Annotated in this window: 25 protein-coding genes, 1 tRNA gene and 3 pseudogenes; 10 read left to right on the top strand and 19 right to left on the bottom strand. The window is 70.3% G+C overall.

Annotated elements, in window-relative coordinates:
* Positions 1 to 55: 55 nt before the first annotated feature.
* Positions 56 to 547 (bottom strand): hypothetical protein, encoded by a 492-nt coding sequence (locus tag HDA32_RS26660; RefSeq protein ID WP_179645769.1) that lies wholly within the window; start codon positions 545 to 547, stop codon positions 56 to 58.
* Between the two features lie 166 nt (positions 548 to 713).
* Entirely contained in the window at positions 714 to 1,025 is a 312-nt protein-coding gene (locus HDA32_RS26655) for a hypothetical protein (RefSeq protein ID WP_179645768.1), read from the bottom strand.
* A gap of 122 nt (positions 1,026 to 1,147) precedes the next feature.
* Between HDA32_RS26655 and HDA32_RS26650 the strand changes: the two genes are divergently transcribed.
* Positions 1,148 to 1,573: a TIGR03668 family PPOX class F420-dependent oxidoreductase gene (locus HDA32_RS26650; RefSeq protein WP_179645767.1), complete on the top strand. Its 426-nt coding sequence runs from the start codon at positions 1,148 to 1,150 to the stop codon at positions 1,571 to 1,573.
* Here the strand turns inward: HDA32_RS26650 and HDA32_RS31145 are convergent.
* The 6 genes and pseudogenes from HDA32_RS31145 to HDA32_RS26625 form a co-directional block, all read right to left on the bottom strand.
* Positions 1,558 to 2,718 carry a DUF2267 domain-containing protein gene (locus HDA32_RS31145; RefSeq protein WP_179645766.1) on the bottom strand — a complete coding sequence of 387 codons (1,161 nt, stop codon included), beginning with the start codon at positions 2,716 to 2,718 and terminating at the stop codon, positions 1,558 to 1,560. The two genes, HDA32_RS26650 and HDA32_RS31145, sit on opposite strands and share 16 nt — an antisense overlap.
* A gap of 413 nt (positions 2,719 to 3,131) precedes the next feature.
* Positions 3,132 to 3,410 (bottom strand): annotated as a pseudogene (locus HDA32_RS32180) (ABC transporter permease); the annotation flags it as partial.
* An 18-nt stretch (positions 3,411 to 3,428) separates the two neighbouring features.
* On the bottom strand, positions 3,429 to 4,256 hold the full coding sequence (locus HDA32_RS26635; RefSeq protein ID WP_179645765.1) for a thioesterase family protein: 828 nt from the start codon (positions 4,254 to 4,256) through the stop codon (positions 3,429 to 3,431).
* 85 nt (positions 4,257 to 4,341) lie between these two features.
* Entirely contained in the window at positions 4,342 to 4,518 is a 177-nt protein-coding gene (locus HDA32_RS31140) for a hypothetical protein (RefSeq protein ID WP_246334498.1), read from the bottom strand.
* A 28-nt stretch (positions 4,519 to 4,546) separates the two neighbouring features.
* Positions 4,547 to 4,804: pseudogene (locus HDA32_RS32175) on the bottom strand (ArsR/SmtB family transcription factor); the annotation flags it as partial.
* 379 nt (positions 4,805 to 5,183) lie between these two features.
* Positions 5,184 to 5,423: a hypothetical protein gene (locus HDA32_RS26625; RefSeq protein WP_179645764.1), complete on the bottom strand. Its 240-nt coding sequence runs from the start codon at positions 5,421 to 5,423 to the stop codon at positions 5,184 to 5,186.
* A gap of 186 nt (positions 5,424 to 5,609) precedes the next feature.
* Between HDA32_RS26625 and HDA32_RS26620 the strand changes: the two genes are divergently transcribed.
* From HDA32_RS26620 to HDA32_RS26595, 6 genes are all read left to right on the top strand, one after another.
* Positions 5,610 to 6,221: a hypothetical protein gene (locus tag HDA32_RS26620; RefSeq protein WP_179645763.1), complete on the top strand. Its 612-nt coding sequence runs from the start codon at positions 5,610 to 5,612 to the stop codon at positions 6,219 to 6,221.
* On the top strand, positions 6,218 to 6,424 hold the full coding sequence (locus HDA32_RS26615; protein WP_179645762.1) for a hypothetical protein: 207 nt from the start codon (positions 6,218 to 6,220) through the stop codon (positions 6,422 to 6,424). The genes HDA32_RS26620 and HDA32_RS26615 overlap by 4 nt, the downstream gene beginning before the upstream one ends.
* Positions 6,421 to 6,606 carry a hypothetical protein gene (locus HDA32_RS26610; protein ID WP_179645761.1) on the top strand — a complete coding sequence of 62 codons (186 nt, stop codon included), beginning with the start codon at positions 6,421 to 6,423 and terminating at the stop codon, positions 6,604 to 6,606. The genes HDA32_RS26615 and HDA32_RS26610 overlap by 4 nt, the downstream gene beginning before the upstream one ends.
* Positions 6,603 to 7,454, top strand: coding sequence for a DUF2637 domain-containing protein (locus HDA32_RS26605; RefSeq protein WP_179645760.1), 852 nt, complete (start codon positions 6,603 to 6,605; stop codon positions 7,452 to 7,454). The genes HDA32_RS26610 and HDA32_RS26605 overlap by 4 nt, the downstream gene beginning before the upstream one ends.
* Positions 7,455 to 7,673: 219 nt before the next feature.
* Positions 7,674 to 8,912 carry a helix-turn-helix domain-containing protein gene (locus HDA32_RS26600; RefSeq protein ID WP_179645759.1) on the top strand — a complete coding sequence of 413 codons (1,239 nt, stop codon included), beginning with the start codon at positions 7,674 to 7,676 and terminating at the stop codon, positions 8,910 to 8,912.
* A 50-nt stretch (positions 8,913 to 8,962) separates the two neighbouring features.
* Positions 8,963 to 9,253 (top strand): hypothetical protein, encoded by a 291-nt coding sequence (locus HDA32_RS26595; protein WP_179645758.1) that lies wholly within the window; start codon positions 8,963 to 8,965, stop codon positions 9,251 to 9,253.
* A gap of 193 nt (positions 9,254 to 9,446) precedes the next feature.
* On the opposite strand, the gene HDA32_RS26590 is transcribed toward HDA32_RS26595, so the two are convergent.
* From HDA32_RS26590 to HDA32_RS26555, 8 genes are all read right to left on the bottom strand, one after another.
* On the bottom strand, positions 9,447 to 9,728 hold the full coding sequence (locus HDA32_RS26590) for a hypothetical protein (RefSeq protein WP_179645757.1): 282 nt from the start codon (positions 9,726 to 9,728) through the stop codon (positions 9,447 to 9,449).
* The gene (locus tag HDA32_RS26585; protein ID WP_179645756.1) at positions 9,725 to 10,141 is read right to left on the bottom strand and encodes a hypothetical protein; all 417 of its coding nucleotides are present in this window, start codon (positions 10,139 to 10,141) and stop codon (positions 9,725 to 9,727) included. The genes HDA32_RS26590 and HDA32_RS26585 overlap by 4 nt, the downstream gene beginning before the upstream one ends.
* Positions 10,142 to 10,157: 16 nt before the next feature.
* Entirely contained in the window at positions 10,158 to 10,343 is a 186-nt protein-coding gene (locus HDA32_RS26580) for a hypothetical protein (RefSeq protein WP_179645755.1), read from the bottom strand.
* Positions 10,336 to 10,962, bottom strand: a complete 627-nt coding sequence (locus tag HDA32_RS26575; protein ID WP_179645754.1) for a hypothetical protein — start codon at positions 10,960 to 10,962, stop codon at positions 10,336 to 10,338. The genes HDA32_RS26580 and HDA32_RS26575 overlap by 8 nt, the downstream gene beginning before the upstream one ends.
* Entirely contained in the window at positions 10,946 to 11,371 is a 426-nt protein-coding gene (locus tag HDA32_RS26570) for a helix-turn-helix domain-containing protein (RefSeq protein WP_179645753.1), read from the bottom strand. The genes HDA32_RS26575 and HDA32_RS26570 overlap by 17 nt, the downstream gene beginning before the upstream one ends.
* Positions 11,372 to 11,389: 18 nt before the next feature.
* Positions 11,390 to 11,542 (bottom strand): hypothetical protein, encoded by a 153-nt coding sequence (locus HDA32_RS26565; RefSeq protein ID WP_179645752.1) that lies wholly within the window; start codon positions 11,540 to 11,542, stop codon positions 11,390 to 11,392.
* Positions 11,539 to 13,974, bottom strand: a complete 2,436-nt coding sequence (locus HDA32_RS31960) for an AAA family ATPase (RefSeq protein ID WP_179645751.1) — start codon at positions 13,972 to 13,974, stop codon at positions 11,539 to 11,541. Before HDA32_RS31960 ends, HDA32_RS26565 begins: the two co-directional genes overlap by 4 nt.
* Positions 13,975 to 14,212: 238 nt before the next feature.
* Complete coding sequence (locus tag HDA32_RS26555; protein ID WP_179645750.1) at positions 14,213 to 14,443, bottom strand: hypothetical protein; 231 nt, start codon at positions 14,441 to 14,443, stop codon at positions 14,213 to 14,215.
* Between the two features lie 103 nt (positions 14,444 to 14,546).
* Here HDA32_RS26555 and HDA32_RS26550 point away from each other — a divergent pair, with 103 nt between their 5' ends.
* The gene (locus HDA32_RS26550) at positions 14,547 to 15,218 is read left to right on the top strand and encodes a helix-turn-helix domain-containing protein (protein WP_179645749.1); all 672 of its coding nucleotides are present in this window, start codon (positions 14,547 to 14,549) and stop codon (positions 15,216 to 15,218) included.
* Positions 15,219 to 15,549: 331 nt separating this feature from the next.
* On the opposite strand, the gene HDA32_RS31130 is transcribed toward HDA32_RS26550, so the two are convergent.
* Positions 15,550 to 16,002, bottom strand: a complete 453-nt coding sequence (locus HDA32_RS31130) for a hypothetical protein (RefSeq protein ID WP_246334496.1) — start codon at positions 16,000 to 16,002, stop codon at positions 15,550 to 15,552.
* On the opposite strand from HDA32_RS31130, the pseudogene HDA32_RS31125 reads away from it, so the two are divergent.
* A pseudogene (locus tag HDA32_RS31125) lies at positions 15,980 to 16,495 on the top strand (site-specific integrase); the annotation flags it as partial. The gene HDA32_RS31130 and the pseudogene HDA32_RS31125 sit on opposite strands and share 23 nt — an antisense overlap.
* Before the next feature lie 233 nt (positions 16,496 to 16,728).
* Here the strand turns inward: HDA32_RS31125 and HDA32_RS26540 are convergent.
* Together HDA32_RS26540 and HDA32_RS26535 are read right to left on the bottom strand one after the other, a co-directional pair.
* A tRNA-Lys gene (locus HDA32_RS26540) sits at positions 16,729 to 16,801 on the bottom strand.
* A 340-nt stretch (positions 16,802 to 17,141) separates the two neighbouring features.
* The gene (locus tag HDA32_RS26535) at positions 17,142 to 17,342 is read right to left on the bottom strand and encodes a hypothetical protein (RefSeq protein WP_179645748.1); all 201 of its coding nucleotides are present in this window, start codon (positions 17,340 to 17,342) and stop codon (positions 17,142 to 17,144) included.
* Between the two features lie 455 nt (positions 17,343 to 17,797).
* Here HDA32_RS26535 and HDA32_RS26530 point away from each other — a divergent pair, with 455 nt between their 5' ends.
* Positions 17,798 to 18,637: an alpha/beta fold hydrolase gene (locus HDA32_RS26530; RefSeq protein WP_179645747.1), complete on the top strand. Its 840-nt coding sequence runs from the start codon at positions 17,798 to 17,800 to the stop codon at positions 18,635 to 18,637.
* Positions 18,638 to 18,691 lie beyond the last annotated feature (54 nt).

Here is an 18,691-nt window from a genome sequence, read left to right as displayed (position 1 = left end):
GGCGATGGGCCGCACTCGTCCGGAGTGCGGCCCATCGCCGTGCGCGCCGGGGAGGTCAGGACGCCGCCCCGCCGCCGGAGGTCAGCGACCGGTCCCTGGGCGGGATGCCCGCGGTGCTCATGAACGAGTCGATCCGCGCCGGGGAGACCAGACCGGTGAGCGGCAGGTAGGGCCGGGTCGCCCGCCGTCCCTCGACGGAGGGGAAGATGCGGGGGCGTCCGGCCGCGTCGCACAGCCCGAGCGAGCGGGTGCGGCCGGGCAGCACGTAGTAGGAGCCGATGTCGCTGAAGGGGATCCGCACCACGTAGCGGCCCCGCGTGTAGCGGAACTCACCGGAGTCGACCTCCAGCACCGGCGCGCGGAAGCGGGAGCCGTGCCAGGCCAGGCCCGCCCCGCCGATGACGAGGACGATCCCCGGGACGAGCCCGGTCCAGTGGGTGGGGGCGAGCGCGGCGACGACGAGCCCGAGCGCGGCGACAGCGGCACCGCCCCACAGCTCCGCGTGCTTGCGTCCCAATGGGCAGACCAGGCGGACCCTCTCGGTCACGGACACGCCTCTCTCGCTGTGTGTCGCAGGGAATCTTCGGCAATCGCCGAAGGAACCATATCGGTTTCAGGACGGCCGAGAAGGCCAAATGAGTGATGACGGAAACTCGGGTTTCCGGGTTTGCCGAAATGTGAGATCGCCTGTGGTGCGGGGCGTGTCGCCGCGGTCACACGTTCCAGCGCCCGTCCGGAACCGATGCCACGCAGGCGTCGATGAGCGCGGCCTCGCGATGCCGGGGGCACAGCGGGTCGCCGTCGCATCGGGGCTCCACGCACCGGGGTTCGGCGCAGCCGCGCCCGCCGAGCCGCGCGCGCAGTTCGCGGATGTGCGACGCGCAGTGGCCGCAGTCGGGATCGGTGAGCTCGATGCAGTCACCGACCGCGCAGACCCGCGTGCCGTTCAGCCAGCGCGACAACCGCACCCACCAGGGCCGGGCCGGCTCGTCCATGACTGCGTGGTCGGTGTCCGCGACGCCCATGCCTCCAACGTGCGGGCGCGCGGCGGTCCCGGCAAGCGCCGGGGCCGACCCCGGACGAAGTTCTCTGCAGAGGTTTGGCGGGGGAGCGGAGCGGATACCGGCCGCCGTGCGAGGCTGGAGGCATGCGCTGGAGCCCCGAACAGGCCCGCCGGCGGTTCGGCCGCAGCCGGGTGGCCCGCCTGGCCACCGTCGCCGCCGACGGCAGGCCGCACCTGGTGCCGGTCGCCTTCGCCCTCGACGGCGACACGGTGGCCATCGCCGTCGACAACAAGCCCAAGACCACCCGCAGCCTCAAACGGCTGGCCAACATCGAGGCCGACCCCAGGGTCTGCCTGCTGGCCGACGAGTACGGGGAGGACTGGGCCGACCTCTGGTGGGTGCGGGCCGACGGCGAGGCCGACATCCACCACGACGGCCCGCTGTTCGACGCGGCCCTGACCCGGCTGTGCGCCCGCTACCCCCAGTACCGCGCCGACCCGCCGCGGGGCCCGGTGATCCTGGTCCGGGTCACCCGATGGTCGGGCTGGTCCGCTCATGGACCCCGCTGAGTCCCGGTGCTGTCCGGGGGGCGGTCGGCGGCCTCGTTCTTCTCCTCCTTCTCGCGTTTCTTGGCGCGGCGCTCCCGCTCCCGCCTGCTGAAGGTCGCCTCGCGGACGGTCTCCTCGTCCTCCAGCCCCGAACCGAGGGCGCCGGCGACCGTCCCCAGGGAACTCGCCAGCCACGCCAGGACCGCGTAGTCCAGTGGACCGACCGGATGCCCGAGGACCGACTCCAGGATCGTCGCGGCGATCACCACCAGGGCCAGCGTCAGCAGGACCCCGTACAGTACGACGTACATGCACGCCACGCCGAGAACGATGGTGATGAGGGTCGCGGCGTTGTAGAGAACCGCACGGTGGCGCGCCCCCGGTCCGGTCGGATGCTCCCACAGTCCGTTGTGGAGGATGATCCAGGCACTCATCACGCCCACCGAGATGAGGCTGATCAGCGCCAACCGCAGCGGACTCAGCGCGCCGGCCATGCTCCAGATCGTGGAGTAGAACACGCCGAAGGCGCCGGTGCCCGCGGCCGTGGCGATCGCGCTGTTCAGATTGAGGACGAGCCGCCATGGGCGGTTGTCCCGCACCATGCCGAACAGCAGCCGGACCCGGCCGCGCACCCCGGACAGCGCCAGGTAGGCGTCGACGCAGTCCTCCCCGGAGGAGAAGGAGCGCACGGGGGAGACCAGCTCGCTCGGTCGGCGCCACATGCTGCGGGGGCGCCGGCCCGCCGCGTCGGTCATCTCGGCGATCAGGTGCACGATCGTCTCGCCGGCGCGCGAGCGCAGTCGGACCCACCCGACGGCGGGCAGCGAGACCAGCGCCGCCCTGTGGACCCTGCTGAGGTCGGCGAGGACCGGCAGCGTGCCGACGCGTCTGGGCAGGTCGGTCATGCAGACCATCAGGTCCCAGCCTTCCCGCGGCCTCCTTTCGCGGGCGATCTCAAGGAAGGGGATGGAGTCGTGCTCGTCGAGGGCGAGCGCCTCGGAGACGACGCGGACCTCCCAGGAGACGCGGCCTCCGACCCTCTGGGACAGCCGATCCGGCAGCTCGCGGACCAGCCCTTCGGCGACCTTGGTGGGCAGACCGGGGTCGGCCAGCAGCCCCACCACGGTCTTCCGGTCGTCATCGGTTCCGCTGCCGCGCTCCGGCATCGCTGTTCGCCTTCTTCCGCGCCTCTCTTCTCTTCCCCATCGGGACGTCGGCTACCCGGGTGAGCCCCGATCAAAGACAGATCGCGTCGAAGGCGGTGACGGGGCGGGGCGGGACGGCACCTGGTCGACCGCCCCGCGCGTCCGCCGTCAGACGGCGGTGATCGCGGAGAAGTCCGTGGGCTTCCTGACCAGCCCGCTGTCCAACTGGAACGCCATCGCCGTCTCGTAGGGGCCGCGCCGCACCTCCGGGGAGGCCGGCATCTCCGCGCCGAGGATCGGGACCAGCGCGTCCAGCGCCTTCGGATCGGTGTCCTTGTAGATCCCGAGCAGCGCCCTCGACCGCTCCGGGTCGCCGTGGACGCCGTCCAGCGCGCGCTGCCCAGGTTCACCAGCGCTGAGTCCGTCGCCGCGTCGATCAGCCCGCGGTCGACCTCGCGGACCCCCGCGGCGGTGTTGAGGAAGACCAGGAAGGACACGGTCGCTGCGGCGAGCAGCACCTTCATGTGCATGCCGATGCCGAACCACACGATGAACAGCGGCGCGAGTGCGACCTTCGGAACCGAGTACAGCGCCATCACGAACGGGTCGAGGACGCGGTAGAGCAGGTTCAGCGAGGCGAGCACGAACCCGGCGAGCGTGCCGGCCGAGCACCACCACGCGGCCGCCGCTGACGGCCCTCGCTGATTCGAGATCGGCGAGCGGGCGACGGGTCAGGGGGTGCGGTGGCGCGTGCCGTCTCCGTTGAGGGCGGCGAGCTGCCTCGCCTGGGCGACGAGCGCGCCGCCGGAGTCCCAGATCTCGAAGTCCTCCTCGTGGTGGCCGTCGATGATGTGGCGGGTGGTGACGCGGCAGGCGAGCCATCCGGGAGCGGGGCGGGCCCGCAGGTGAACGGTGAGCTGGAGGGTCGAGGAGCCGGTCTCGCCGATGTCGAGCACGACCGGGGCGGCCGCGTCCACCAGCAGCGCGAGCGCCGGGAGGTCGGCGTCGCGGCCGTCCTTGAACCTCATCCAGAACTCCGCGGTGAGCTCGCCGCCCGGCTCTCCCCGCCACCAGCCGGGGACCCGCGCGAAGCGGTACTCCACGCGCTCGGCGATCGTCACGCCCGGCATGCCCGCACCGCCCAGGAGGTCGGTGCAGGCGTCCGGCGGCGGCAGGAGCGGCGCCGCGTTGCGGACCAGTGTGCGGCCCGCGGCCCGGGCGAGGTCGGTGAAGGTGGCGCAGATCCGCACGGCCTCCTTGCCGCCCTGGTGCAGCCGGGCCTCGCCCGTGGCGAAGCGGCGCCCCGCGCGGGCGACCTCGGTGCGCACCCGCGCCGGGCCGGGGACGCCGGGGCGCAGGAAGAACGCCGAGACGGCCAGCGGGTCGGGCAGCGGCATGTCGCGGCGGAGGGCCTGCAGGCACAGGGCGAGCAGGTAGCCGCCGTTCGCGGTCCCGCCGAGCGCGTTCCAGCGGTCGGTGACCGTCGCGGTGTACTCGTTGTCGCCGGCCCGGGCGGCGCGGGTGTCGGCGTCGAAGCCGCCGGCCGTCGTTGCGGTCATGGGCGCCCCGTTCTCCTCGCTGTCGGGTCTCCGCCCAGGGTCGCGCCGACCGCCCGACCGCGTCGATTACCCCGCAGGTCAACCGCTACCGGGTGCGCCGCGTGGGGCGCACGAATCGCACCGCCTGGGGCGGGGGCGCGGGCCGGAGAGCCGGGAGGCCGCGCGTCTCGCAGCGGCGCCGGTGGTCGCCGACGATGTGCGCGAAGTCGTCCGCCAGGTCGCCCAGCAGGCCCCTGCCCCGCTCCGCGGCGACGCGGCGCACCCGGTTGCGGTGCCGTCGGCTGGCTGACGAGACCGGTGTCGCGCAGCACGGCGACGTGCTCGCTCACCGTCGCCACCGAGATGTCCAGCCGCCGGGCCAGGTCGCCCGTCGTGTCGCCCTCGACGGCGGCCTCCAGCACCAGCGCGCGCGTATGCCCCGGCGGCCGCGCGTGCGGCGTCGCCACGAGTTCGCCGAGCCTCAGCTCGATGCCCTCGCCCGCGCACCACGGGGTCAGGAAGTCCGGCGAGTAGCCGTTCGGCGGAGCCAGTGAGGCGAGCGCCTGCATGGCGGGCGCCATGCTCGCCCGGACCCGCGACTGCCACCACGCGTGCGCGGCCCCTGCCCTACGTCACCGGGCGGCTCCGGCCCCTCCTCCGTCCCGGCCCGACGCGGGGACGATCGCCGTCGACCACCGCCGCCGAACGATCGAGGGCGTTCACCGTGGCCGGTGAACGCCCTCGCCGTCTGTGGTGGGCCCCCAGGGGATCGAACCCTGAACCCGCGGATTAAAAGTGCCCGTGAAGACATGCCGGGCGGTGGCGAGTCGTGACGATCGTCGGTGTTTTCGCTGATAAGCGGCCTTCCTGCATGGCAGACGGTGCCGCTTCCCCCGCTTCTCTCCGGACGGTTCCGGTCCGTGCGGGCTCCCCCGGGGCTCCCGTGCCTCACTCCCGCTTGCGTGGCCGGCCGCCCTTCCGCGCGCGCCGCTCGGCGAGTTCCTGCTCTGCCTGTGCCAGGTCTGCGCGGTCCGTCTCGTCGCCATACTCCCGGATGCGTTCTCGCATCCGGTCGAGGAGATCGTTCGTTCGGTCGGTGGCGAGTCGTTTGCAGACGCGCCCGTATGCCTCCCAGAGCACGACCGGCACCCGGATTGGCCGGGTGGTCGTGTGCTTCGGCTCGTTCATCCGCACTCCCTTGCTTGTAGCTACAGGAATCGTGGCACATCTATTGCGTAGCTACAAGGTTTCTGCCTACCGTGTAGCTACGCAGTTTTACGGGCCTTAGTCCGGACAACGAAGCGGCCCCGAACCGGTGATTCCAGCACCGGCCGGGGCCTTGATCCCAACCCTTAACCAGGAAGGGCAGGACCCATGCTCAACCTTAGTCAGCTCCCCAACCTCGCAGAGGTCACCGACGACGACCGCGCCCACCAGGGCCGCGCGGCCGCGGTGCTGCTGCACCTGCTCGCCCTCGACCTGCCGGGCTGCGACTGGAGCATCACCCACACCGACGGCATGCCGCTCGACGGACACCTGCCCACCAACGACCGCGCCGGCCTCCAGGCATGGGCCGACGCCTTCGGCGTGCCGGTGGACTGGCAGCACCTTCGCGGCAAGTTCCCGCAGGCGCGGTTCACCGTGGAAGGCATCCCCGTGTGCGTGTGGGTGAAGGCCGACCCGGCCGAGGTCGAGCCGGAGCCGGCCGCCCCGGCCGTTCCCGCGGCGGCGGTGGCCATGGCCGAACTGCTGGCGTTCATCTGGCAGCTTCGCGTGTGCGTCGGGGTGCCGCTCGACGGTACGGCGCCGTTCTGGGAGACGACCGGCGACGGCATCACCGCCGAGCTGGAGCCGGGTTCGGAGCCGCTGCTGGCGCTGTTCTCGGCCCGGTACGGATCCCCCGTCGAGCACACCGGGGCCACGGTCGAGACTTCGTTCACGGTGCGCGGCGTGGCCGTGCGCGTGTGGTGCGGGGTGGCCCGGTGAACGTGCGCATCTTCGAGGCGCCGTTCCCGGCGCACATCCCCTTCGTGAAGGTCACCAGGCCGGGCGACGCGGACACGGTCGTCTTGCTGTTCCGTGCGGACCTCGACCACGCGGGCCGCGTGCACGCGGTGCGGTCCGTGCTGGGCGGCAACGTCGCGGCGCGCGCCGTCGAGCTGCTCGACGCGAAGGAGGCCGGCCAGTGACCACGATGCAGATGATCCACGCTTCCGGTGTCCTGGTGGTGCTGGGCCTGGTGCTGCTGGCACTGGCCGTGGCTGTGCTGCGGCTGGTGGCGCTGCCGCTGGCCGTCGTCGCCCTGGCGCTCGACGGACTGGCCGACCTGGCGTCGCTGCCGCTGCTGCTGGCCGGGGGTGAGCGCCGATGAGCAGCGACAGCAAGACCGTTCCCTGGGTGGCGTTCGTCGCGGGTGCTGCCGTCAGCATCGGCGCCAACGTGCTGCACGCGACTAACGGCCCCGGGCCGATGGATGCGGGCCGGGTTGCTGCGGCAGCGTGGGCGCCAGTGGCGCTGCTGCTGGTGGCCGAGATGGTCACCCGGTCGCGGCAGCGCGGTAGCCGTTGGATTGTGGCGCTGCGGTGGGTCGGTACCGCGATTGTGGCCGGGGTCGCCGCGGTGGTGTCCTACGGCCACATGCGGGACCTGCTGATCTCCTACGGCGAAGACCCGTTGGTGGCCTACCTGCTGCCGCTATCCGTTGACGGCCTGGTCCTGGTGGCCAGCATCGCCATTGCGGGCGGCAGCGAGCAGCGGCAGGACGACGGCCGCGCGGCGGCAGGACCAGCGGTAGTCGAACCGGCAGAGCCGGAGAGCACCGTCACCGCTGCCGCTGTGGAGCAGGCGGCAGAACCGGCCCCGGAACCGGCGCCCGCTACCGCGCTGACGGTCGGCCTCGACGAGGCGACCGAGCGCGTGATCCCCGTGGCTGCTGCCGCTGATCCTGCCGCGGCGCGCAGGCGGCAGCGGCGGCAGAGCAGGCGCCAGGAACCGGCGCGGCTGTCGGCCGAGGAGGCGGCAGCGCGCGCGGCCGAGCTGATCGCTGCTGCCGACAGCGCCGGGCGCGAGATCACCGGCAGCGAGATCGGCGCCGAATGCCAGCGCTCGCAGTCCTGGGGCCGCACGGTGCTGCGCGAGCACCGGCAGAACCAGCGCCCCGACCCCGCCGAGGTCGACGGTAGCGCGGCCGAGCTGCCGCTCGTCGGGGCGAATCGGTAGCGCCCGCGCCGCTACCGGTAGCAGCCCCGCTATCACCCGTATCGGTGCCTGACCTGGGGTGGCAGCGGGTAGCAGCCGAACCGGCCAGCACGCCAAATGGCCCCACCGGGCGGGAACCGGTGGGGCCGCTGTCGTGTTGCCAGGTGGCGCCAACCCCTGACGTGAAAACGGCTCTACCCGTAGCCTGATGAGTGCGACCTGATCAGGAAGGGCAGAGCCATGACCGATGGTACTCCGGACCCGTTCGAGGTGTCGCTGTCCTTTGGGCAGCGGCTGAAGCTGCTGCGGACCCGGCGCGGCATGACCCGTGAGGTTCTCGCCGGTCTGACCGGCAAGTCCGCGTCATGGGTCAAGGCGGTGGAGTCGGGCCGGTTGGGTATGCCGAAGCTGTCCATCCTGCTGCGCCTGGCCGAAGCGCTGCGGGCACGCAACCTCTCTGAGCTGACCGGGCAGCAGTCGATCCCGGTGGACATGTTCACCGGCCCCGGGCATGAGCGGCTGCCCGCCGTGCGCGCCGCGGTCAACGCCTTCCCCGCGCTGACGCAGCGGCCGGCCCCGCCGGTGGCGCACCTGCGCGCGCGTCTTGACCAGGCGTGGGCGGCACGGCACTCCGCACCCAACCACCGTGAGGTCCTGGGGCTGCTGCTGCCGGGGCTGATCACCGATGCGCAGCTGGCCGCGCACCAGGCCGACAGCGGGCGACAGCGCCGCGCCGCCCAGGCGGTGTTGGCCGAGGTCTACGCGCTGGCCCAGTTCTTCATTGCCTACCAGCCCGCGCAAGATCTGCTGTGGCGGGTGGCCGAGCGTGGCATGGTCGCCGCTCAGGACTCCGGCGACGCCCACGCGATCGGGGTCGCTTCCTGGCTGATGGCCCAGGCGCACCGGGATGCCGGCGACTGGGACGCTGCCGACGTCGTGACCTCCCAGACGGTGCGCGTGCTGGCGCCGATGCTGCCGGACGGCCCCGATGACGTGCTGGCGATCTGGGGTGCGTTGCAGTTCGAGGCCGGCTACACCGCGGCGCGCCGCGGGGAACTCGGCAACGCCTGGGGGCACTGGGACACCGCCAACGACGCAGCGCAGCGCCTACCCGCGGCCTACTACCACCCGGTGACGTCGTTCTCGCGCGCGATCATGGGCGCCCACGCGGTCACCGTGGCCGTGGAGCTGCGCGCCGGTGGCGAGTCCGTGCGCCAGGCCGAGCACGCCCCGGACAGCGCGATCCCATCGCGGCCGCGCCGCGCGCGCCACCAGATCGAACAGGCGCGCGCCTACCACCTCGACGCCCAACCGGATGCGGCGCTGGCGGTGCTCGACGCAGCGCACGACGCAGCGCCGGAAACGATCAAGTACAACGGGTACGCGCGCCGGATCCTCCTTGAAGAGCTCGACGCCCGGCAGAGCCAGCGCCGACAGCGCGCCACCGCCCTGGCCGACAAGGTCGGCCTACTGACCTAGAGGCACAATCTGTACCCCTTCGCCCCGCCGCACCGGCTTAGCGTCGCGGCATGGCTACCACGACCCCCAGCTCTGACCCGCTGTTGGCCATCCTGCGCGAGCACTACGCAGGCCGGTGGCGGATCCGGCGCACCGATCATCTGTGGATCGCCACGACCGTCGACCGCCGTACCGAGCACGCGCCCACGGTCGCCGAGACCGACGTCGAGGAGTTCGTGCGCCAACTCGAAGACCCGCCGGCGCGAGCGGGCCGGTCGTTGCTTGACCGTGGATGGATGGGCAACCGCCTAGAGCAGATCGGCGACGGGGTGTACTCCAGCCCTGAACAGCCGCAGACGTGAGAGACCACCGCGCGCCGGATACCGCCCGGGGAGTCGGCGCGCGGTGCCGATCCCGCGGTCGGGTCCGTCCGTGTCCTTCCCACTGGCCGCGCGGCTGTGGCCCCGGCACCCTCCAAAGGAGGGAGCGCCGGGGCCACTTTTCGTGTCCGTTTCGCGTGGTTTGTAACTTCCGATAAATGGGCGTTATCGGAAGTTACAAAGCCAGTCGGGTGAGCTCTGCTGTGATCCGCTCGGCGAAGCCGGCCGCGTCGCCCTGGCGCGTCCGGGCGAATACCTCGACCGCGACCAGGGCGAGGTATCCCACCAACGCCACCTGCCGCTTGTGTGCCCTGGCCGGGTCGCTGGAGTCGGCGCCGGACAGCGCGAGCCCGGCCGCGGCCGCAACCGCCCCGGGATCGCTCGAAGCGCTCTCTACCGCCGTGAGCAGGTCGGCGCCGAGCCGGTGCACGAGCAAGGTGTCTGCGTCGAGGTTCATTGCTGTCCGCCTTCCTGCTGTCCGGTGTGCCATGTCTGGATGCCGGTGAAGATCATCCCCAGCATGGACTTGGAGTGGTCGAGGTCGGTGTCGTCGCTGGCGTCAACGGCGACGAGCTGAGTGTGCGAGTTCACCAGCTCCGACACTGCGCGCGCGGAGTGCATGAGTCCTTGCGGCCGGTCGGTGCCGCGCAGCACCGACCGCACATGCTCGACGTCGTCGAGGAGGTCCAGCGACAGTTGAGCGCGCCGGGCCTTGGCGTCGGCCACCTTCGCCTTGGTCGCGTTTTTGGTTCTTGACCGGTCAAACGCGACGCCCGCGGCCGCGGCGACGCGGGACACGGTCGCGGTGGACACCTCGGCGCGACGCGCCACCTCGTTACGGGACAGCCCGGACCTGGCGAGCTCGACCACGCGAGCGCGCGTCTGATCATCGAGGGGCGCGGCCATCGGGTCTCACAGTCCCTTCCTCGCGCGCGCGAGAACGTACCGAGACCGCGTGGGCCCTGCCCTCCCGCTCCAACTGCGCCATGATCGTGTCGCGGTGCTGGGCGTACTCGTCCCGGGTCATGGTGGCGATCTGCTCGCGCGTGAACGTCTGGGCTGCCTCAGCCACGGTTGACCTCCAGCAGACGCGCAGGCACCGCGACACGGTGAACGAGGGTGTGCAGGTCTGTACCTCCCACGGGAAGCCCGCCATGCCGGGCGGCGACCTGGTGCACGATGTCGGCGACGTGGGCGCCCGCCCTGATCTCCTTGACGCCGCGTTCTGAGGTGAAGACCCCGTTACCGGTGGCGCTGGCCACCCATCCGAGACCGGAGGGGTCGCGTTCGCCGGCCTGGCCGTTGGGCACGTCGAGCTCCTTCATGCGGCGGACCGTTTGGCGTATCCACCGGTTGCGGTCGTCGCATGCCTGCGCGAACGCCTCGACGGCCTGTTCGGCCTGGGCGCGAAGCTCGACGATGCGGGTGACGTCGTCGTCTCGCGCGTCGATGTCGGCGCGCAGCGCGTCGAGCTGGCGGCGGCGTTCCTTCTCCCGCGCCTTCTCGGCCTTGCGGCGGGCGGCCTCGACGCGCAGGCGGGCGAAGTGGGACAAGCCGCGCTGCTGCTCCACCTGTTCGGGCGTGACGCTGTCGTCGCCGTCGCGCACCCGTTCTTCGAGTGCCTCGACGAGGTGCTCGGCTTCTGCGGCTTCGTGTTCGGCATCGGCCACGGGATCAGATGTCTTGGCCATGGGTTCCCTTCCGGTAGGCGTCGAGGCTGGTGTGGTCGACGAGCCAGCAGCGGGCGCCGGCTCTGCGTGCCGAGAGTCGGCCGGTGCTGATCAGATGGCGCACCCATCGGGGGGAGCACTCCAGCAGCGCGGCGGCTTCGGTCACGCTCACCACGTTGCCGGGCGCCGCGGTGGCGCTTCCGCTACCGGAACCGGGCGGGTCGTGGCGGGGGTGTTCGGCGGCGTTGTGGAGCGCGTACAGCAGCGTTCGCAGGCCGTTGGACACTTCGCCGCCGTCGGCGCGCACGCGCACGGTGGTGTCGCGCATGAGCGCGCGCAGGACTTCGCCGGCGACCTCGGCCGGAACGACGACGGACCCGTCCGCGCGCAGCAGCGCGGACAGGTCCTGGTGTCGCGGTCCAGTGGACATCGTTGGCCTTCGCGGTCCTCACGTAGGCGAGGTGGGTGGGGCCGGTTCGGTGCTGGCCTCCTCGGTGGCCGATGTGGTCATGGCGTAGATGTCGGCCACGTGCGCCTCGAACTCGCGTCGGATCTGTTCGAGCTGTTCGGCCAGGTCGATCCAGGTGGCTTCGGTGCTCATGCGGCGGCTCCGCGGTTGGGGTATCGGCAGTCGTGGCAGTAGTCGGGAGACTCGGCCGAGCGGAAGGCGTTGCCGCACTTCCGGCATTTGCGCGACGGGCCGAGATCGGATGTCGCGTCGAGGTGCCGACCGGCCCCGGTCCCACCAGTCCCACTCTCTAAAGAGAGTGGGACTTGGGACTGGTCTCCGGCTGTCTCACGGGACTGATTGGGACTGGATGGGACTACCCTCGGTGCCGCCCCTTCGGGCAGCGTGTAGAACGGGCTCTTATCGGTCCCTGTGTTGCGCAGCAAACCCTTTTTGAGCAGGCCGTTAAGCGCGCGGTAGAAGCTCGACTTGGAGGCCTCGGAAGCGTCGCGGAGCTGCGTCCCCGTCGCCCCGGTAGTCCCAAACGAGTCCCGCATGACGTCGAGAAGCTTCCGCTCGGCACCGGCCAGTTCTTCGGCGAGTCCCACGCCCGAATGGGACTGGAGAACCGCGCCGGCACCGTGGAAGACCAAGCGGAGCAGGATCGGCGGAAACGGTTCGGCGTCCTTCTGCTTGGTGCAGTCCACGCGCACGGTCGGGCCGTCCTTGGTGATGCGGATAAGCGTCGTCGCCGCGCCTTCCAATGCGGTGGATCCGCGCAGCGTGTCACCGGCGCGCGCCTCGTGGTGGACCAGCAGCACGCATGCGCCGGTGGCCTCCCGAATGGTGTCGGCGGCTGCGACAAGCTTGCCCATGTCCTGGGCGCTGTTCTCGTCGGCGCCGACCGTCACGCGCGCCTGGGTGTCGATGACGACGAGGACCGGCGCCAGCTCGGCGACGAGCCGCACAAAGGCGTCCCGGTCGATGTGGGACAGCAGTTGGACGGCGACGGGCAGGAACTTCACGCCGTCCATGCGCGTGCCTGCCGCGTCTTCCCATGCGCGCACGCGCTGGCGCACACCGGTGACGCCTTCGGCGACGAGGTAGACGACCGTGCCCGGGTGGCTGATCGTGTGCTGTTGCCATGTGCGGCCGGTGGCCACGCAGCCGGCCCAGTCGAGGGAGACGAAGCTCTTGCCGTGTCCCGGTTTCCCATGGACCCACGCGAGACTGTCCCGGTACAGAACGCGGTCGATGATCGGTTCGGGGTCGGGGATGCCATCGAGCCCATCGGAGTCGATGAGGAGGGCGCGCAGCGCGGACAACCGGTCCGTGATGGGGGCGCCGGGCGATTCCTCGACGGCGGCCCTGGCGTTCGCCGAGTGGACATCAGCGGCGTTTGCCGGAGGCGGCAAGATGTCGGCGATCATTGCCGCTTGATCGCTGTTCGTGTGGCACGTCTGCCGAATGGCGGTGAGCACCGGGCTCGGCAGTCGCCGAGCGGCCGCGGTGGCGCGCGGGTCGTCGAGGGCGGCCCAACGCAGATCGCGGGCGGCGGCGTGTTCATCGCCGCCGTGGTTCAGGTGAGCGAACAGCCGTCCCATGGTGAGCGGGTGCCCGCCGTGTTCCTCGACGGTGGGCAGTCCGGCACTGGTTGAGTGCACGTTGAATGTGGGGATTCCCTTGTACCCGGCGCGCGCGGAGTGCGCCGAGGTTGCATCGCCGGGGCGTAGCCACAGTTCGGCGCCGTCGCGGTCGCTGCCGACGTAGGTCCAGCCGTGCGGTTCAAGCAGGTTGGCCCAGGCGGCTTCTTGCGAGAGAACATCAAAGGGGCCGTCACCATGGGACGGCGTCGGGCTGGCCGCGGGCGCCTGCTCCGCGGGAGCAGGCGCGCCGGATTCCTCGTCGAGCAACTCGCGCAACCGGTCAAGGCTGTAGATCTCGCCGGAATACTCCGCGGTGGCCACTCGCCCCACGCCGGGCTTGCGGTTGACTGTCCCGGGGATGCGCAGAACACGCGCCAGGTCAGACACTCCGGTGCCGTAAGACCAGCCGAGCCGCTCGGCTGCGGCCTTGATGCGGGTATGCCAGCGCCGAGATAACCTCTTGATTTCCTCGCGCGCCTGGACGTCGGCAATGTCGCAGGGCTCATCGAGAAGAACGTGATGGTAGAGCCCGCCGCCGCTGTTGACCAGGATTGTGGGCGCGGGAAGGCCGGCTTCGGCATAGACCTTGTGTGCGGTCTCCTCGTCGGGTGGGAGGCCATCATCCTTGTGGCCGGGGCCGGCATAGTCTAGATCGGTCCAGAACCCCAGGAACGACCGGGAGTCGGCGGCGCCGCCGCGCTTGCCGGGTTGCAGCTCATGCGCGAGCGTGGTCGGGCGGGCATAGATCCCTTGCGACCCGGCGGCGTCGCGTTCGCCCACGTAGGCCACGGCGGCGTTGATGCCATTGGGGTCGGTGGCGAACGTCTTTCCGGCGAAGTCCTCTTTCGAGCCGATGTGCAGCAGGCCGGGCGCGCCCAGGTAGTAGGCCGTCAGGAACTTACCCACGGCGTCGAGGTCGGCACGTGTTGCCTTATTCACCTGCGGTTCTCCGGCCCATGGTCGCAGTCGGTGACGTAGACGACGGCGCCGTCCGCCCACTGCGCCAGCGCACGCGCTACGGGGTCGTTGGCCATCGCTTCGGCGGCTTCGCGGACGCACGCGGCGCACGGCTGAGCTTCGACAGCGGCGCCGATTATCCTGGGGGAAGTCCGAGCGCATTGGACTTCACTACGACCCTCGACGTTGCCGCGTCGGGGGTCGTTCTCATTCCTGGTGTTCACGCGGCAGCACCGCCGTTCGTTAGTTGGTTTGGAGTGCCGCCAATACCGAGTGCTTCTAGGAGGTCGCAGCGGCGGACCCGGTAGGCGTTGCCGATGCGGAGCAGCGGCACGGGGAACTCGCCGGCTCGCGCGAGCTCATAGCTCTTGGTCCTCTGCATGCCGAAGGCACGTCCGGCGGTTACGAGGTCGATGCTCACCGGTAGGGATAGCGCCTCATCGACCGACATTCCTCTGTGGATCATAAAATCACGATTTCTGTGATCGTTGGTTACTGGTCAGCAGTATCCGCCAAGGATCGACAGAGCGCAAGTTTCGAGTTACTGTGATCTCATGTCACAAGATGAGTGGGGTGCTGCGGTAGCGCGCGTAGTAGGCCGAGAGGTTCAGCGGTATCGGAAGCGGCAGGGGCTTAGCGCTGAACAGCTCGCGCAGAAGTGCACCGCTGCTGGCCTTCCCATGAAACGCCCAGTCCTGGCCAACTTGGAGATTGGGCGCCGTCCCACGGTGAGCCTGGTGGAGCTGCTAGTACTCGGCAAGGTCCTGGGAGTGCCCCCACTGCTGTTGATCTTCCCCGTCGGCCGTGAGGAGATGACCGAGGTCCTTCCTGGTCGTGAGATCCCTACCTGGCAAGCCGCTAAGTGGTTTACCGGTGAAGAGGCGTTCCCGACCAGAGCATCGGACGAATGGGTGGTGTCTCACGAGGACCATGCGGCCTGGGAGAAGGGCGGCGAACCTCTCGACCGCTTCCGTTGGAACGATCGCTACTTCGCTGATCTAAGAGGAGCTAGGGGGCGCGCGACCGGCCAGCGCAAGGCCGCTGAGACGGCTAAGACCGATGCCGAACGTGACGCCATGCTCAGTGCAGCCAAAGCTGAAGACCATCTCGCGAAGCAGATCGAAGCCAACATTCGCCGCAATCGACAGGGCATGCGCGAGGCCGGGCTAACCCCCGGCAAGCTTCGCCCGGAGTCGGCGCACATCGACCCGGAGGGCGATGAATGAAGGGCTCGACCTACAAGCGGTGCAAATGCCGCGACGAGGCCGGCCGGGAGCTCGGCCAGTCCTGCCCGAAGCTGCGCAGGAAGAACGGCACCTGGAACCCCCGACACGGCGCCTGGTACTTCCGACTTGAGATCGAAGCCGGCAAGGGCGGCAAGCGGCGCATGGTGCGCCGGGGTGGGTTCGGATCCCAGGAAGCCGCCCAGGAAGCGCTTGACGAGGCCAAGGTCAAGCACGGCCGCGGCCGTGATATCACCACCAAGCTCACCTTCGGCCCGTTCTTTGATGGGTGGCTGAAGGGGAAGGGCAACATCGAGAAGTCGACCGTGCGCAGCTACGAAAACCACGGGCGCCTGTATCTGAAACCGCACCTCGGACACGTCGAGCTCGACCGGTTGCGTGTCGACCACGTCGCCGCGATGTTCGACGCGATCGAGGCGGAGAACGACCGGATCCGGAAGGCGCGCGCGTCCGATGATCCGGAGGTGCGGGCATCGGTGAAGGGCAAGCGGGTGGTGGGGCCGGCGACGCAGCAGCGGATCCGGGCAACCCTGCGCTCTGCGCTGTCGTCGGCGGTGAAACAGCAACTGATCACGGTCAACGTCGCGAAGCTGGTGGACCTCAAGGCGGGCAAGCGACCTAAGGCCGTCGTGTGGACTCCGGAGCGCGCCGCGGTGTGGTTTACCGCGTTCGAGGCGGCGCTGGCCGAGGCGAAGGAGCACGCGCGCGGCCAGGAGGTCGGCGGCTTCAAGATCTGGCGGGCGATGGCCCGGCCGTCGAGGGTCATGGTTTGGCCCCCGGCGCAGGTTGGGGCGTTCCTCGACGCCGCGGCCGGGCATCGGCTGTACGCGCAATTCCACCTGATCGCATTCCGCGGCCTGCGTCGCGGGGAGTCCTGCGGGGTGCGCTGGCCAGACGTCGACCTCGACGCGGGAACCCTGACGGTGCGCAAGCAGATTCGGCAACTCGGCTGGGAACCGGAGGAAGCCGACACCAAGACTGACGCCTCAGACGCCACCATCGCCTTGGACAAGGGGACCGTGGCGGTCCTGCGCGCACACCGCAAGCGGCAACTTGCGGAGAAGCTCGAATGGGGGGAAGCGTGGCAGGGAGACGGCCACGTGTTCACCCGTGAGGACGGATCGCCGCTGCATCCGGCCAGCGTCACCGATGCGTTTGAGCGCCTGGCGTTCGCTGCCGGCCTGCCACCGATCCGGCTTCACGACCTTCGGCACGGCGCGGCGACCATCGCCCTGGCGGCCGGTGTCGACATGAAGGTGGTTCAAGCGATGCTGCGGCATTCCTCGATCACCATCACGTCGGACACCTACACGAGCGTGCTGCCGGAGGTCGCCCACGAGGCCGCGGAGGCGTCGGCGGCGTTGGTCCCGCGGGCCGCTTCGGGGGGCACTCCCAGCACTCTCGGGCTCCCTACGGGCTCCCAAAGCGGGGAGAACGAGAACGGGCGCCCTTCCGGAAGGAAGAACGCCCGGGTGAAGCGGATGTCTAGAAGTGGGCCCCCAGGGGATCGAACCCTGAACCCGCGGATTAAAAGTCCGCTGCTCTGCCAGTTGAGCTAAGGGCCCTCGCGCGTACCACATACCGTGCCACACACGCTCATGTAAGCCTAACGGGTTTTCACCCCCGCCACGGCACCCCGGCCCCGCAGGGAGCGTCACAGTGCCGCCCCGGCCGACCCGGTGCCGCAGAGGCGCGGAACCTGCCGCGCCGCCTCCGTCCAAAACTCAAGAGCCGACATCGACGCTCGCAGAGTGGCTGTTCGCATCGCTGATGTTCGACGATCGCGTTCGTCCAGGGGGCCGGCTGTCGCAGTGCGCGCAAGCCGTCGGCGGCACAGCAGGTCCGAGCCCTGGAAACCCCACCCCACGAACGCGGCGGTCAAAGTTCGATGAGAGGGTCTTACTCTCATCGAGCCGTGAGCCCCATCATCTGCCGCGACTCCGTCGCCTGAGGAGGACGGCCGAGCGGCCTTCCCAGGACGCGTTCGGCGGCCAGCGTGTATTTATCGACCCCGGCTTCCTCCCCGGCCTGCTCGAGCAGTTCGAGTGGCTCGGGCCCTCCCTGGTGCAGCATTCCGACGAGAGGCGGCCTGGTCGTGGCTGCCACGTCCGCGATGCGGTCGGCCGGCACGTCTCCACGGAGTGGGCCGCCCCACGCCTAAATGATCAGCGTGCCGATTACCGGAACCGCGATGGCGAGGGCGAGAGCGGCCCAGCGCACCAGGGCCCGCCTCCGCCACCGCCACGCGGCGATGGTCACCGGGATCGGCAGTACGGCCAATCCGGCCAGGACAAAGGTCGGCGTCAGATCATGATGCCCGCGCCGGGCGGGCCCGCTCGCATTGGAACTGGGCCGCATCCGTCAGTGTCATGAAGCACTCGGGGGTTCGGAGAGCGCCGACGTCCAGAATCCGAGCCACAGCACCGCCGGCGGTGCGAGGAAGGTCGTCGCTATCAGGGCCGGCAGGGCACAGGGAGGTAGGTTCCGGAGACCGGCCGCGCCACGCACGCGGTCGCTGGGCACACAGATGTGCACACATACCGGAGAAAGAGGGCGGCGCCATGGGAGATTGGCAGCTGAACAACACCTACCGCAGCTCCTCGGGCATGGTCCGCTGGGACCGCTTCGGCAATCCGGACGGAGAGGCCGTCGTGCTGCTGCACGGCACGCCGTTCTCCTCGTTCATCTGGCGCGGCATCGCCCGCGCACTGGCACGCCACCACCGGGTCCATGTGTGGGACATGCCCGGCTACGGGCTCTCGGAGAAGTCCGAGGACCAAGACCTCTCCCTGGCCGCGCTGGGCGGGGTCTTCGCCGAGCTTCTGGAGCACTGGAGACTGACCCGCCCCCTGGTGGCGGCCCATGACTCCGGCGGGGCTATCGCGCTGGGCGCCCATCTGCTGCACGACGCGCACTACCGCCGGCTTGCCCTGGTCGACGCCGTCTCCCTGGCTCCCTGGGGGAGTCCGTTCTCCCGGCTGGTCGGCGAGCATGCCGCGGTGTTCGACCGACTCCCGCCCCCGTTGCACGGCGCCTTGGTGCGTGAGTACGTGAACTCGGCCAGCGGCCCCGGGCTGCACCCGGCCACCCTTGATGCGCTGATCGAGCCATGGCTCGCCGACGGCGGGCAGGCGGCCTTCTACCGCCAGATCACCGCACGCCTTGATGACCAGCGCTACACCGACGCGATGCAGGACAGATACGACACGATCACCATCCCCGTCATGGTCTGCTGGGGCGAGGACGACACCTGGGTTCCGGTGGAGCGGGGCCGTGAGCTCGCCTCCCGCATCCCCGGTGCGCGGCTCCACACCATCCCCGGAGCCGGCCACCTTGTGCATGAGGACGGCCCCGCCGAGCTCGCCGCGGCGCTGCTCGCCTTCCTGCACGACCTGGATTGAGACGGTGGTGGAGATCGGGGGAGGAACGGACCGGATCATCGAGGTGGCACGCCC

Source organism: Spinactinospora alkalitolerans, assembly GCF_013408795.1.
Lineage (GTDB): Bacteria > Actinomycetota > Actinomycetes > Streptosporangiales > Streptosporangiaceae > Spinactinospora > Spinactinospora alkalitolerans.
The sequence above is the reverse complement of the archived record's forward strand: the minus strand, read 5'-3'. Positions and strand labels throughout refer to the sequence as shown.